The sequence below is a fragment of the Paracoccus gahaiensis genome (genome assembly GCF_005048225.1).
Taxonomy (GTDB): domain Bacteria; phylum Pseudomonadota; class Alphaproteobacteria; order Rhodobacterales; family Rhodobacteraceae; genus Paracoccus; species Paracoccus gahaiensis.
This window is the reverse complement of sequence record NZ_SUNI01000003.1, coordinates 184922-197827: the sequence shown is the minus strand read 5'-3', so window position 1 is coordinate 197827 and position 12906 is coordinate 184922. Positions and strand designations below refer to the sequence as shown.

14 protein-coding genes and 2 tRNA genes are annotated in these 12906 nt (G+C 70.5%); 3 read left to right on the top strand and 13 right to left on the bottom strand.

All coding sequences use genetic code 11. From position 1 onward, the window contains the following. Positions 1-34: 34 nt before the first annotated feature. The 3 genes from FA743_RS05675 to FA743_RS05665 are packed head-to-tail and all read right to left on the bottom strand — an operon-like array spanning position 35 to position 2012. A complete protein-coding gene (locus tag FA743_RS05675) occupies positions 35-511 on the bottom strand; it encodes a DUF2948 family protein (RefSeq protein WP_136884902.1) in 477 nt (158 codons plus the stop codon). After that, positions 508-1785, bottom strand: coding sequence for a UDP-N-acetylglucosamine 1-carboxyvinyltransferase (murA, locus tag FA743_RS05670; RefSeq protein ID WP_136884901.1), 1278 nt, complete (start codon positions 1783-1785; stop codon positions 508-510). The genes FA743_RS05675 and murA overlap by 4 nt, the downstream gene beginning before the upstream one ends. After that, the gene (locus FA743_RS05665) at positions 1785-2012 is read right to left on the bottom strand and encodes a hypothetical protein (RefSeq protein WP_136884900.1); all 228 of its coding nucleotides are present in this window, start codon (positions 2010-2012) and stop codon (positions 1785-1787) included. The genes murA and FA743_RS05665 overlap by 1 nt, the downstream gene beginning before the upstream one ends. A 138-nt stretch (positions 2013-2150) precedes the next feature. Here FA743_RS05665 and FA743_RS05660 point away from each other — a divergent pair. The 3 genes from FA743_RS05660 to FA743_RS05650 all read left to right on the top strand — a co-directional run bounded on the left by FA743_RS05660 (position 2151) and on the right by FA743_RS05650 (position 4981). Further along, positions 2151-2225, top strand: a tRNA-Thr gene (locus FA743_RS05660). Positions 2226-2402: 177 nt separating this feature from the next. After that, entirely contained in the window at positions 2403-3182 is a 780-nt protein-coding gene (locus FA743_RS05655) for an SDR family oxidoreductase (RefSeq protein WP_136884899.1), read from the top strand. A 5-nt stretch (positions 3183-3187) separates the two neighbouring features. Further along, positions 3188-4981, top strand: coding sequence for a glycoside hydrolase family 15 protein (locus FA743_RS05650; RefSeq protein WP_246054847.1), 1794 nt, complete (start codon positions 3188-3190; stop codon positions 4979-4981). 38 nt (positions 4982-5019) lie between these two features. Here the strand turns inward: FA743_RS05650 and FA743_RS05645 are convergent, their stop codons facing one another. The 10 genes from FA743_RS05645 to FA743_RS05600 form a co-directional block, all read right to left on the bottom strand. Continuing rightward, positions 5020-5637, bottom strand: coding sequence for a ferric reductase-like transmembrane domain-containing protein (locus tag FA743_RS05645; RefSeq protein WP_246054846.1), 618 nt, complete (start codon positions 5635-5637; stop codon positions 5020-5022). A 5-nt stretch (positions 5638-5642) separates the two neighbouring features. Next, on the bottom strand, positions 5643-6131 hold the full coding sequence (locus FA743_RS05640) for a peptidase associated/transthyretin-like domain-containing protein (protein ID WP_136884897.1): 489 nt from the start codon (positions 6129-6131) through the stop codon (positions 5643-5645). Between the two features lie 171 nt (positions 6132-6302). Beyond that, positions 6303-6378 (bottom strand) — tRNA-Phe (locus tag FA743_RS05635). Between the two features lie 124 nt (positions 6379-6502). Continuing rightward, positions 6503-6664, bottom strand: coding sequence for a DNA gyrase inhibitor YacG (locus tag FA743_RS05630; protein ID WP_136884896.1), 162 nt, complete (start codon positions 6662-6664; stop codon positions 6503-6505). Beyond that, positions 6664-7719, bottom strand: coding sequence for a ribonuclease E/G (locus tag FA743_RS05625; RefSeq protein WP_136884895.1), 1056 nt, complete (start codon positions 7717-7719; stop codon positions 6664-6666). The genes FA743_RS05630 and FA743_RS05625 overlap by 1 nt, the downstream gene beginning before the upstream one ends. Beyond that, the gene (locus FA743_RS05620; protein ID WP_136884894.1) at positions 7716-8348 is read right to left on the bottom strand and encodes a Maf family protein; all 633 of its coding nucleotides are present in this window, start codon (positions 8346-8348) and stop codon (positions 7716-7718) included. Before FA743_RS05620 ends, FA743_RS05625 begins: the two co-directional genes overlap by 4 nt. Positions 8349-8373: 25 nt before the next feature. Then, on the bottom strand, positions 8374-8592 hold the full coding sequence (gene infA / locus FA743_RS05615; protein ID WP_010397442.1) for a translation initiation factor IF-1: 219 nt from the start codon (positions 8590-8592) through the stop codon (positions 8374-8376). Between the two features lie 87 nt (positions 8593-8679). Next, positions 8680-9810: a FliM/FliN family flagellar motor switch protein gene (locus FA743_RS05610; protein ID WP_136884893.1), complete on the bottom strand. Its 1131-nt coding sequence runs from the start codon at positions 9808-9810 to the stop codon at positions 8680-8682. Between the two features lie 60 nt (positions 9811-9870). Continuing rightward, positions 9871-12534, bottom strand: a complete 2664-nt coding sequence (locus FA743_RS05605) for a sensor histidine kinase (RefSeq protein WP_136884892.1) — start codon at positions 12532-12534, stop codon at positions 9871-9873. Next, complete coding sequence (locus FA743_RS05600; protein ID WP_246054845.1) at positions 12524-12838, bottom strand: hypothetical protein; 315 nt, start codon at positions 12836-12838, stop codon at positions 12524-12526. The genes FA743_RS05605 and FA743_RS05600 overlap by 11 nt, the downstream gene beginning before the upstream one ends. Positions 12839-12906 lie beyond the last annotated feature (68 nt).

The following is a 12906-nucleotide window of genomic DNA, read 5'->3' as shown; positions in this document are numbered from 1 at the left end:
GGCTTCTTCTTTGCCCAAATACCCGAAAAAGGCCTCAGTCCGGATGCTGCGGCGCCTTGCCGGAGACCGCCCGGTGCGGGCGCGTCACGTCGTGCAGATCGACATTGATGCATTCGACCTCGGCCAGGATCGTGCCGTCGCCAGCGAAATCCAGCGACAGGCGGCCCGTGCCATCCTCGCCCGGCATCCAGCGCAGGGCCAGCAGCTCCAGCACCGTGTCCGCGTCGCGGGCCACGCCGTCGCTGACGACCCGCATCACGTCACCGAGGACCAGCACGCTGCGCACGCGCTCGAAGTCGCGGCCCTCGCCGCGGGCGGCCTCGGCATCCTCCCACCGGAAGCGGGTCAGCAGCAGCACCAGCCGCCGGGCCTTGGGATCATGGCTGATCTCGGCGCCGGTCAGAACGGCATCCTGCACCAGCGAGGACAGGATGCGCAGGTCGACCTCGTCCTCGGCCCTCAGGGCCAGGGGGCGGGGGTCGGCATCCGAGAAACGGGCATCGCCGGTCATGAGGCCTCCTCTTTCACGCGTTCGATATGGGCACCCACGCCGCGCAGCTTGCGCACGACATGCTCGTAGCCCCGGTCCAGATGATAGACCCGGCTGACGGTGGTCGTGCCTTCGGCCGCCATCCCCGCCAGGATCAGGCTGACCGAGGCGCGCAGGTCGGTGGCCATGACCGGCGCCCCGCGCAGCTTCTCGACGCCCGTCACGGTCGCATGGCCGCCCTGCACCTCGATCCGCGCGCCCATCCGGGTCAGCTCGGGCGCATGCATGAAGCGGTTCTCGAAGATCGTCTCCTCCAGCACCGACGTGCCCTCGGCCAGGCACATCAGCGCCATGAACTGCGCCTGCAGGTCGGTCGGGAAGCCCGGGAAGGGCATGGTCGTGACGTCGACGGCGCGGACGCGGCCGTTCCTGCGCGCGACCTTGAGGCCGCGCGGGGTTTCCGAAACGCTGATCCCGGCCTCGTCCAGCTTCTCGCAGAAGGCCGCCAGCAACTCGATGCGACCGCCCAGCAGTTCCACCTCGCCCCCGCACATGGCGGGCGCCAGCATGTAGGTGCCCAGCTCGATCCGGTCGGTGACCACCGGGTGCGTGGCGCCGTGCAGCGCCTGCACGCCCTCGATGGTGATCGTGCCAGTGCCCTCGCCCTCGATCCGCGCGCCCATGGCCCGCAGGCAGCGCGCGAGGTCCACGATCTCGGGCTCGCGCGCGGCGTTCTTCAGGACCGTCGTGCCCCGCGCCAGCGTCGCCGCCATCAGCGCGTTCTCGGTCGCGCCGACCGAGACCACGGGAAAGTCGAAGACCGCGCCGCGCAGGCCGCCCGAGGGCGCCTTGGCGTGGACATAGCCCTCGCGCAGATCCAGGCTGGCGCCCATCGCCTCCAAGGCACGCAGATGCAGGTCGACGGGGCGCGCGCCGATGGCGCAGCCGCCGGGCAAGGACACCTCGGCCACCCCGTCGCGGGCCAGCAGCGGCCCCAGCACCAGGATCGAGGCGCGCATCTTGCGCACGATGTCGTAATCGGCCCGGTGGCTGGTCAGCGCATGGCTGGACAGGGCCAGCACCTGGCCCTCCTGCAGGCTGGCGACCTCGGCCCCCAGGGATCCCAGCAGCGCGGTCATCGTGCGGATGTCCGACAGGCGCGGGGCATTGGTCAGCGTCAGCGGCTGGTCGGTCAGCAGCGTGGCGGGCATGAGGGTCAGGCAGGCATTCTTCGCCCCGGCAATCGGGATCTCCCCGCTCAGGGGGCCGTTCCCCGTGACGATGATCTGGTCCATCAGCTGTCCTTGCCTGTCTCGCCGCCCGCGTCCGGGGCGGTCTTGTTCTGGGTATCGCCTGCGGCAGCGTTGTCTGCGGCCGGGCCGTCCGGTGCCGGATCGGGGGCACTGCCTGCCGAACGCGCCCGCGCCTGCGCCTTGCGCCGCGCCAGGTTCGCGCGCAGCGCCTGTCCAAGGCGCTGGTCGCGGCTGTCGGGCCCGGCTGTATCGTCGCGTCGGTCGGTCATGCCTGCCCTGTTACCGCCGCGCGAGGGCCTCGTCCAGCAAAGCCGACGGGCGACGGCGGCAATCCGACATTTCGCCCGATTTCGCGCAAATGCCCCTTGCGCGCCCCCCGACCATTGTCTAAACGCCCCCTCATCGGCGCTGTGGTAGCTCAGTGGTAGAGCACACCCTTGGTAAGGGTGAGGTCGAGAGTTCAATCCTCTCTCACAGCACCAGGTCATCCCATGTCCTGAAGATTGCCTGCCGCCCCAAGGCCTTGGCCGAGGGCCAAGCCGTGCCCGGCAGCAGCCGGTCCTGCCGCGATCGTGACCGGTGTGGCGCGCGGGGTCCAAGGAACACCGGACCTTTCGGGGGCGTTTGGCGGGCAACGCAGCAACGCCGGATCATCCCCCATGTCAGACAGCCCCCACGCCCCCATCGCCATCGTCACCGGATCGGATTCCGGCATCGGCCGCGCCACCGCCGAGGCGCTGGCCCGGGCGGGGCACGACATCCTCGTCACCTATCACAGCGACCGCGACGGGGCCGAGGCAACCGCGCAGGCGCTGCGGGCTATTGGCCGGACCGCCCATGTCCAGGGGCTCGACCAGAGCGATCCCGCCCAGGTCGAGGCGCTCTTCGCCTATCTCGACGATCATGGCCTGCGGGCCGATATGCTGATCAACAATGCCGGCGTCGATGCCAGCGGTGCCCATGCCGTCGACATGGAGGATGACGACTGGCTGACCACCGTCGCGACCGACCTGACCGGCCCCTTCCTTCTGTGCCGCGCCTTCGCCCGGCGGGCGGCGCCGGCGGGCGCGGGCGGGCGCATCGTCAATGTCAGCTCGATCCACCAGGAGGTGCCGCGCGCCGGATCGGCTGCCTATGACGCGGCCAAGGGCGGGCTGCGGATGCTGGCCCGCACGCTGGCGCTGGAGCTGGCCGGGGCGTCGATCACCGTGAACAACGTGGCCCCCGGCATGATCATGACGCCGATCAACCAGGCAGCGCAGGACGATCCCGAGCTGCGGCGGCAGATGGAGAGCCATATCCCCCTGGGTCGCGCCGGCCAGCCCGAGGAGGTCGCCGCCCTGATCGCCTTTCTCGTCTCGGACGCGGCCTCCTATATCACCGGGCAGAGCTTTTTCATCGACGGGGGCCTGTCGATCAATCTGGGACAGGGGGCCTGAGCCGCGTGGCGCGCGACGCGGCGGGCTTTGCCGATCTGGACAGCTATGCCGCCTTGGGCGACGGACGCTCGATCGCGCTGTCGGGGGCGGATGGCGGCATCGACTGGTGGTGCGTCCCGAACATGGACAGCCCGCCTCTGTTCGACCGCCTGCTGGCCGGCTCGGCCCCGCTGCAGAACGGCGCGCAGGCGGGGTTCTTCGCCATCACCCCCCGGGGCGCGGTACAGGTCAGCCGCCGCTATCGCCCCGACAGCAACGTGCTGGAGACGCGTTTCACCGGCGCCCAAGGCACGGCCCTGCTGACGGAATCTTTGAACAGCGGCACGGCGGGGCGATTGCCCTGGTGCGAGCTGGCTCGTCGGGTCGAGGTTCTGGACGGGCACATGAGCTTCGACATCACCCTGCAGCTGGGCCATCGCGCCGGCTTGCGCAGCCCCTACCTGTCCTGCCGGGGTCCGCACGAAACTTTCCATGTCGGCTCGGTGCTGGGGCTGTTCCTGCATGGCGACCAGGTCCGGATCACCGATCAGGGCGACGACCGCGTCACCGCCCGGCTGGACCTGGCAGCAGGCGAGCGCGAGATCCTGGCCATCGTGGCGGGCGCGAACGAGCCTCTGGTCGTGCCGGCTCTGGCCGATATCGACGCGCGGATCGACCTGTCGGACCAGGAATGGCGCGACTGGTCCGCCTGTTTCGCGCCGGGCGGCGACGATCGCGATTTCATGGTCCGGCAGGCGCTGGCGCTGAAGCTGCTGCTTTATGCGCCCAGTGGCGCCATCGCGGCGGCGGCCACCACCTCGCTGCCCGAACGGATCGGCGGTGACAAGAACTACGACTACCGCTTTGCCTGGGTGCGGGATGCGGGCTATGTCATCGCCTCGTTCCTGCGGCTTGGCGTGGTGATCGAGGCCAAGGCCGCCCTGACCTGGCTGCTGGACCAGCTCTGCGCCCATGGTGCCCGGGTCTGCTTCCGGCTGGACGGCGGCGTGGACGAGACGGTGCGGCAGGTCGACCTGCCCGGCTATCGCCACTCGCGCCCGGTCCTGGCCGGCAACCGCGCCGCGGGCCAGCACCAGCACGGCATCTATGGCGACATCTTCGAGACGGTGTCGGTCTTCACCCGGGCGGGCAACCTGATCGACGCGCGCAGCGCCGAGACCCTGTCGCATCTGGCCGACGAATGCGCCGACCGCTGGAAGCTGAAGGATTCCGGCATCTGGGAACTGCCCGAGCTGGAACATTACACGATGTCCAAGATCAGCTGCTGGCAGGCCCTGAACCGGGCCGTTGAACTGGCCGATGCGGGCCAGCTGCCAACCACCTGCCGCGAGCGGTGGAGCCGCGAGCGCCAGCGCATCGCCGACTGGATCGACGCAAACTGCTGGAACGAGGATCTGGGCGCCTATGTCATGCATCCGGGCACCACACGGCTGGATGCCGCGCTGGCCCTGGCGGTGCGGTTCGAGTTCGACGGGCCCGACCGCCTGCGCCGGACCCTGGACGCCATCGACCGGACCTTGGGGGCCGACCGGCATCTGCATTACCGCTATTCCGGCATGGAGGCCGAAGAGGGCTGCTTTCTGGCCTGTTCCTTCTGGATGGTCGAGGCGCGTGCCCTTCTGGGCCAGCAGGATCAGGCGCGCGCTCTGATGGCGGGCCTGCGCGGGACGATCTCGGACAGCCCCGGCATCCTGCCCGAGATGATCGACCCCAAAAGCGGCGCTTGGCTGGGAAACATGCCGCAGGGCCTGAGCCATCTTGCCGCGCTGCAGGCCTGCCTGACGCTGGAACGGACCTGAGGGGCATCCGGGGCCGGTCATCGTGGCACCAAGAGAGATCACCGGGGTCGGCGGGTCGGGGTCCGTCGCCCGGCCACCACCCTGGCCGTCGCAGCGACGACCAGCGCGCAAAGGAGGATCTTGGAGACCGTCTCCATCGTCCCCTGGATCAGCAGCGCATGCAGGACGGTTCCCAGCACGATCACGGCGGCCAGCGCGGTGTGGGCCCGTCGCCAGGTGCTTGGGCGCAACCGCAGGCGGCGGCGGGAGGCCGCCAGCAGGGCCGCGGCAAAAACCGCCCACATGGCGATGACGCCCCAGACCGAAAAGGAGGTCGGCGATCTGAACAGCAGCGCATCGACCACATCCGGCGGACTGGTGATCCACAGCGCGGCGACATGGATCACGACGGCGGCGACCAGCCCTCCTCCGATCCAGCGATGGGCCCGCCGCGATCGGGCAAGCGAAACGCCCGGCAGCATCCCCCCGGCCAGCAACGGCTGGACCAGCAGCAGCGCCAGCCCCAAGACCCCCGCCAGCCCCGCGAGGATATAGACCGGGTCGCGCCATGCCAGCAGCGGGCTGGCGGCGGCGGCCAGGACCGGAACGATCAGGGCGACCAGCAGGCCTGCCCAGACCAGACCCGCCCGCGCCCGCGCCACCTTCGTCGACGGCACGCCGATCAGGCCGGCTGCAGGACGAAATCCGCGTTCAGGCTGGTATCGCTGGCCCGTGCCATGACGGGGCGCAGGAAGACGGTCTGGAACTCTCCGCTGTCATAGGCCAGATGGCCATGGGCCTGTCCGAAGGCCGGGATGATCTGCGGCATCTCCAGCCGGAAGACGCCCTCCGCATCCGTCAGCGTGGCGCCGTGGCTCTGGGGGTCACGCTCCTGCCCCTCGGTGGTGTGGGCCCAGATCTGGATGCGCTGCCCGGCCAGAGGTGCCCCGTCGCCCGCGCGGCGCACGGTGCCGGTCATCCAGAAGCCGCCGCCGCCAATCCGCGCCACGACCGGCGCCCCGGGGCGGTAATTGTTGGCCCCGCCCCGCATCGAGGGCGTGGGCGCGACCCCCTGCGCATGAGCCGGGACCAGAAGGCCCGACATGCCCGTGGCGGCGGCTGCCCCGGCAAGGCGCAGCAGGGTCCGGCGGGTGGTGAGAGGGGTGGTCATCGCGCGATCTCCTTCCTCGGGTCCGGAGGTGCGAGGCACAAGGTCCCCGGATCCATGCAAGAGGCGAGTGTAGCGCGATTCCCCGGCGATCCGATGGTCAGGATGCCGCGAGGCCTGCTCAAACCTGCGTGAGCCTGTGATCCGGACAGCAAAGTAATCTTTTGAGGAAAGTGGTGCCCGGAGACGGATTTGAACCGCCGACACGCGAATTTTCAATCCGCTGCTCTACCAACTGAGCTATCCGGGCCCCCTAGGACGCCATCTCTGGCGTCGGGTGAGCGGTGTTTACGAAGCGGCGGGGCGACTGTCCAGACCCAATCCGTGGTTTTTTTGGCCACGGTTTTTTCGCCCGCCGTTTTTCGGCCCCTGGGTCAGTCCCGGTCGGGATCGTCCGAGGGCACGTCCTCCAGCGGCGGGCCGGGGATGACATAGGCGCCGCGCAGCCACTTGGCCAGATCGACATCCGCGCAGCGCTTGGAGCAGAAGGGGCGATAGCGCGGGGTGCTGTCCTTACTGCAGATCGGGCAGGCCATCAGGCCCCCCCTCCGGCGGCGGCCAGACGGGCCAGCGGCACGCGGTCGCGCTTGCGGGTCAGCTCGTAGAGGCCCATCGCGGTCCAGCCGACCAGCGTCGCCTCACTGCCTGCCTGACGGAAGGCGGCCTGCAGGACCTGATCCAGCGTGGCGCGGTCGCGCTTGGGCATGGGGGCGAAGTCGATGACGATCTGGCCGCCCAGACCCCGCAGCGTCAGCTGGCGCGGCAATTCGCGGGCCAGCGCGATATTCGCCTTCAGCCCGGCGGCGGCCGAGCTGTCATTGCCGGTGTTCACGTCGACGGCCACCAGCGCCCGCGTCACCTCGACATGCGCATCGCCGCTGCCCGGCAAGGGCAGGCGATCGGCCAGCAGCGCGTCGACGGCGTCCAGCACGCCGCAGCGCTCGAAGCTGTCCGCGCCCTCCTCGACGGCATCGGGCACGGGATCGGCCCAGTCCATCCAGGCCTGCTCCCAGGGCGTGGGGGCGTCCAGCAGCAGCTCGGGGCCGCCCGAGGTCTCGGCGCAGATGCGGTCGGTCAGCTCGATCAGCTCGGCCAGCTCGGCCAGGATCTCGTCATCCTCGGCCTCGGCGGCAGCGCTGCGCAGGATCAGCCCGTGGTCGCGGTCGCCCAAGGCGGCACGGCCCAAGGCCTCCAGCGCCTCGCGGCGATCCTCGTCGCGGATGCGGCGCGAGACGTTCACGCCGGGTGCGCCGGGCGTCACCAGTACATGGCGGCCGCGAAAGATCAGCCGGGTGGACAGGGGCACGGCCTTGCCCTCTTCGGCGACGCCCGCGACCTGCACCAGCAGGGGCTTGCCCTCGGACACGCTCTTGCGGTCGCGCAGATAGCCGGTCTGCCCGTCGGGCAGCCGCAGGAAGACCCCGCCCTGCCCCTTCATGAAGCGGTCGGTCTGCGCGCGGCAGATGGCGCCGGGCGCCAGCGCGGTCAGGGGATCGGCGGCGACCATCAGGTCGACCAGCTGGCCATCCTCCATCAACGCGGCGGATTCGAGCCCGAACAGATGGCCCAGAACGACTTGGCGACCCTTCATGGGGCATCTCCTTGCGGAACGGGGTGGATGCCGATGGCGGCCAGCATCGCGGCGGTCTCCGCCAGCGGCAGCCCCACCACGGCCGAGAACGATCCCTGCAGCCAGGGGATGAAGGCCGCGGCGGCACCTTGGATGGCATAGCCGCCAGCCTTGCCCTGCCAGTCGCCCATGTCCAGATAGCGCTGCAATTCGGGCGCGGCGATCGGGCGCATGCGGACCTTGGTCTCGACCAGGCGCTGCGACAGGCGGGGGCCGTGGCGCAGCGCGATCGCCGTCAGCACGACATGGCGGCGCCCTGACATCAGGCGCATGAAGGCGGCGGCCTCGTCACGATCCACGGGCTTGCCCAAGATGCGGCGGCCCACAGCCACGGTGGTGTCGGCGGTCAGCGCGGCCTCGTCGGGGGCCAAGTCCAGCGCTGCCGATTTCTCGGCGGCCATGCGGCGGACATAATCGCGCGGCACCTCGCCCTTGCGCGGGGTCTCGTCGATCTCGGCGGGGCGCAGGGCGTGGGGGGTGATGCCGATCTGGGCCAGCAGGTCCAGCCGTCGCGGGCTGGCCGATCCCAGGATCAGCCGGGGCGGGCGGGACGGCGCGGGGACCGGGCCGTCTGCCGTCTCGGCGGCCAGCGGGGCCAGGGCCCCGGCAGCGGGTTTACTTGAAGCGGTAATTGATCCGCCCCTTGGTCAGGTCATAGGTGTTCATTTCCACCTGCACCTTGTCGCCGGCCAGAACGCGGATGCGGTTCTTGCGCATCTTTCCTGCCATATGTGCGATGATCTCATGGCCGTTTTCAAGCTCGACCCGGAATGTCGCATTGGGCAGGAGTTCCTTCACGACGCCGGGGAATTCGAGCATTTCTTCCTTGGCCATGGTCACTCCATCATAATCATCCCGCAGGATTCGGGACCGCCGTTACATGCGTCCGGAGCGCGGGGAATTCAAGGAGAAAGCGCCACCCTAGCCGCCCAGCAGGGTCAGGCCGGTCATCGCGGGGAAATCGATGACGGGCGCCGCGCCACCGGGGGTGCGGAACGGATCGGGCGCTGCGAGGTCCTGCGGCGCGGCCATGCCGGACAGACCGGCCCCGCCCCCCAAGCCCGCGCCGGCGGGCAAATCCCCGTCCTCGCCTGCCATGGGCAGGGTCGGATCGCGCAGGCGCAGCGCGTGGCACCCGTCGGCCTCGCCCAGCTTGCCGGTGGCCAAGACCTGCCCCCCGGCGGTTTCCAGGGTCGCCTGCGTCAGGCTGTTGCGCGGCAGGGTCAGCAATCGCCCCTGCGTCAATCCGCGCAGCTCGGCCAGCGAGATGCGGCGGCGGCAGAGGATGGCGGACAGTTGGACCGGCGCCTCCTGCATGGCGGCGGCCAGGGTCGGGCGCGGCGGTGGCGGCGGCGGGGCGACCGGAGCCGCCATCTGCAGGGGCACGGCCCCCTCGCCGCGCGGGCGGATCAGGCCCGCCGGCTGCGGCAGCGCCAGCAGCAGCTTGCCTTCGCGCATGTCGGGCGCGCCGATGCCCAGATCGAACGAGAGGCTGCGGAAGGGCACGTCTTCCAGCATCAGCGACAGCGGGCGCGGATCGTCCAGATGGGTCATGAAACTGAAACCCGCCACAGCCTCGAAGCCCTCGACGCCCTCCATCTCGGCGGGCAGTTCCTTCAGGAAGGTGTCGATGAATTCGGCGCAGAGCAGCGCATCGCTGCGCGAGGGGCGGCGGCGTTCCAGCCCGCGCGAGGTCACCCGGCCCAAAGCCTGCCATTCGACCAGCCCCGCGACCGCCTGCGGGCACAGCGCCAGCGCCCCCAGCCGATCGCCCGGCCCCTGCAGCACCGCGATCAGCGGCAGTTCGGGCAGCAGTTCGGGCAGTTCGGCCAGGGTCAGCGCCCCGGGCCGCACCGACAGCGTCCGCACCGGCAGCTTGTACAGCCGGTCCGCCGCCCGCCCGATCGCGGTGGCCGCCGCCCGCGCCGGGGTGGGCGCTGCGGGCGAGGGCAGCTGCGGGGCCCCGCCCTGCCCCAGCCTGGCCTGACTGCGCACCCGCAACATGCGGCGCAACACGCCCTCGCCGCATTCGTTGGGGTCTGGTTGGATCATGTCGGGTCCGAATCGCTTGCTCGCCACGACCCAATCTGGGCGGTCGCGGTTGAGAAAGCGTTAAGCGGGCGGCTCGGACCCCGCAGAGGCCGGCGGGCGCTGCGGCAGGGTGATGCGGAATGCGGCACCACCCTGGCCGGGCAGATAGCTGATGTCGCCGCCAAGGGTCAGCATGATCTCGCGGCAGATGGCCAGGCCCAGGCCCGCCCCCCCGGCGCGGGCGGGGTCGTTCAGGCGGGCGAACTTCTCGAAGATCAGCGACTGGCGGCCGCTGTCGATGCCGCTGCCATTGTCCACGATGTCGATCACCGCGCCCCCCGTCTCGGGCCGGCGGGTGCGCAGGATCAACACCGGATGGGCGGCGTCGCAATATTTGCGGGCATTGGTGATGACATTGATCAGCACCTGCAGCAGGCGGTCGGGATCGGTGATCAGCCCCAGATGCTCGGCCGGCAGGTCGCGGTCGATCAGGAACCCCCGCTCGGGCCGGGTGGCCGAGGCGGCGGCCAGTGCCCGGGTGATCAGGTCGTGCAGGTTCACGACCGACACGTTCAGCTGCGCCCGCCCGCTTTCCAGCACCGAAAGGTCCAGAAGATCGTCCAGAAGCCGCGTCAGCCGTCCGGCCTCGGTATGGATGATCCCGGCAAAGCGGCTGCGGTCCTCGGGCGTCAGGTCGGGCTCCTTGAGGATCTCGGAAAAGGCCCGGACCGAGGTCATGGGGGTGCGCAGCTCGTGGCTGATCTGGCTGAGAAAGGCGTCCTTCTGCACCGACAGGTCGGTCAGCTTGTCATTGGCCTCGCGCAGCTGCCGGGCGGTGCGGGTCAGTTCGGCCTGCGCGGCCTCCAGCCGCTGCGTCTCCTCCTTGGCACGCTGCGCCTCGTCGGCGACCTGCAGCAGGTCGGCCACAGTCAGCGCCACGCCCCCCGCCACGCGGTCGATCATCGCATGGGCCGTCGCCGATCCGATCGAGCCCGCCAGCCGCCGCTCCAGCCGGGTCAGGAAGCGCGGGGTCAGGTCGGGCAGATAGCCGGACCGGCCCTGCGCCCGCGCCTCGGCCTGGAAATAGCGCAGCGCGGCCTCGGCCCCCCAGACCTTGCGCGCCATCGCCAGCAGCGGCTCTGCCCGGTCGTCGCCGCGCATCATGCGGCTGTGGCGGATGGGCTCCACCGCCGAGACGAAGGACAGGCCCTGCAGGCGTTCCACCGGGTCGGGAAAGCCAAAGATGGACATGCCGATGAAGGCCAGCGTGTTCACGATCAGCGACGCCATCACCGCCGCCGTCCAGGGATCGACCCCCGGCGGCACCGGCAGATCGCCCCCCACCCCCACCGAGGGCAGGAAGATCAGCGCCATCCACAGGACCAGCCCCGATCCGATCCCCGCATAGGCGCCCTTGCGGTTGGCGCCGCGCCATAACAGGCCCCCCAGCATCGCGGGCAGCACCTGTGCCATGCCGGTGAAGGCCACCAGCCCCATCGCCGCCAGCGCCGCCGTCCCGCCCGAGGCCTGGTGATAGACCCAGCCCGCCGCCATGACGGCCAGGATCGCCATGCGCCGGGCGTTCAGCACGAAGCCGCGCAGGTCGTCGGTCTCGTCCGGCGAGGGGATGCGGCGCAGCGCCAGCCAGGCGGGCACCAGCCAGTGGTTCGACACCATCGTCGCCACCGCGATCGCGCAGACCACCACCATCGAGGTCGCCGCCGAGAAGCCGCCCAGAAAGACCAGCAGCGCCAGCATGTCCTGCCCCGCCGCCGCAGGAAGGGTCAGCACGTACAGGTCCGGGTTCGATCCGGCGGGCAGAAGCTCGCGCCCCATCACCGCGATGGGCAGCACGAAGAGCGACATGGCGAACAGATAGGCCGGAAAGGCCCAGCCCGCGACATGCAGGCGCTCCTCGTCGGCGGCCTCGACGACCATCACCTGGAACATGCGCGGCAGGGTCAGGATCGCCGCCGCCGAGACCAGGATCAACGCCGTCCAGCGGTCGGGCTTCAACAGCCAGCCCTCGGCCACCTGCGGATCGGCGGCGGTGCGGGCGATGCGGTCCAGCATGTCGCCCGGCCCGTCGGCCAGGCCCCAGACCACGAAGACCCCAAGCGCGATGAAGGCCACCAGCTTGACCACCGCCTCCAGCGCGATGGCGGTGACGACGCCGTGGTGGCGTTCGTCGGCGGCCAGGTTGCGGGTGCCGAAGAGGATGGTGAACAGCGCCAGCCCGGCAGCCACCCACAGCGCGGTGCCGCCAAGGGCGCCGTTGATCTCGGGGCCGTTCGGGGCGTTGGTCGCGAAGACCTCGAAGGACAGGCGCACCGATTGCAGCTGCAGCGCGATATAGGGGGTCGAGGCGATGACCGCGATCAGCGTCACGATGGCCGCCAGCCGGTTCGACTTGCCGAATCGCGCCGAGATCAGGTCCGCGACCGAGGTGACATGGTGCATCCGCGCCACCCGCACCAGACGCCTCAGGCCCCACCAGGCGGCGGTGAAGACCAGCGTCGGCCCCAGATAGATCGTCGCGAATTCCAGGCCGGATCGCGAGGCGTAGCCCACCGCGCCGTAGAAGGTCCAGGCCGAGCAATAGACCGACAGCGACATCGTGTAGACCAGCGGATGGTCCAGCCAGCGCACATGGCCCCGCGCCGCCGCGCGGTCGGCGGCATAGGCCACGCCGAACATCAGCGCGACATAGGCGAGGCAGGTGGCCAGCAGGGCCTCAAAGGGCATCGGCGGGCCCCTTGACCGGAGGGGGCGGCGTCTCGGCCGGGGGTGGAGGCGGCGTCTCGCTGGCGCGCAGGGTGGCGGCCTCGGCGCGCAGCAGGGCGCGGTGCAGCGCCCACACGACGACGATCAGCCCGGCCCAGAGGCCAAAGATCCAGACCGCGCCGCCCGCATAGGACAGGCTGGCGGGCATCCACCAGACCGGCACCAGGATCAGGAGCATCGTCAGGACGGGCAGCACCCGCGCCGCATCGCCAAGCCGGCGGCGGTGAAACGAGGCACGTTCCAGAAACAGCGGCCGCTCGGGCATCAGCGCCCCCTGCCCCGGCCCGGCGCGCATCGGCCTGTGAGGGCATCAGGCCCCCGGCTGCGAGGCCT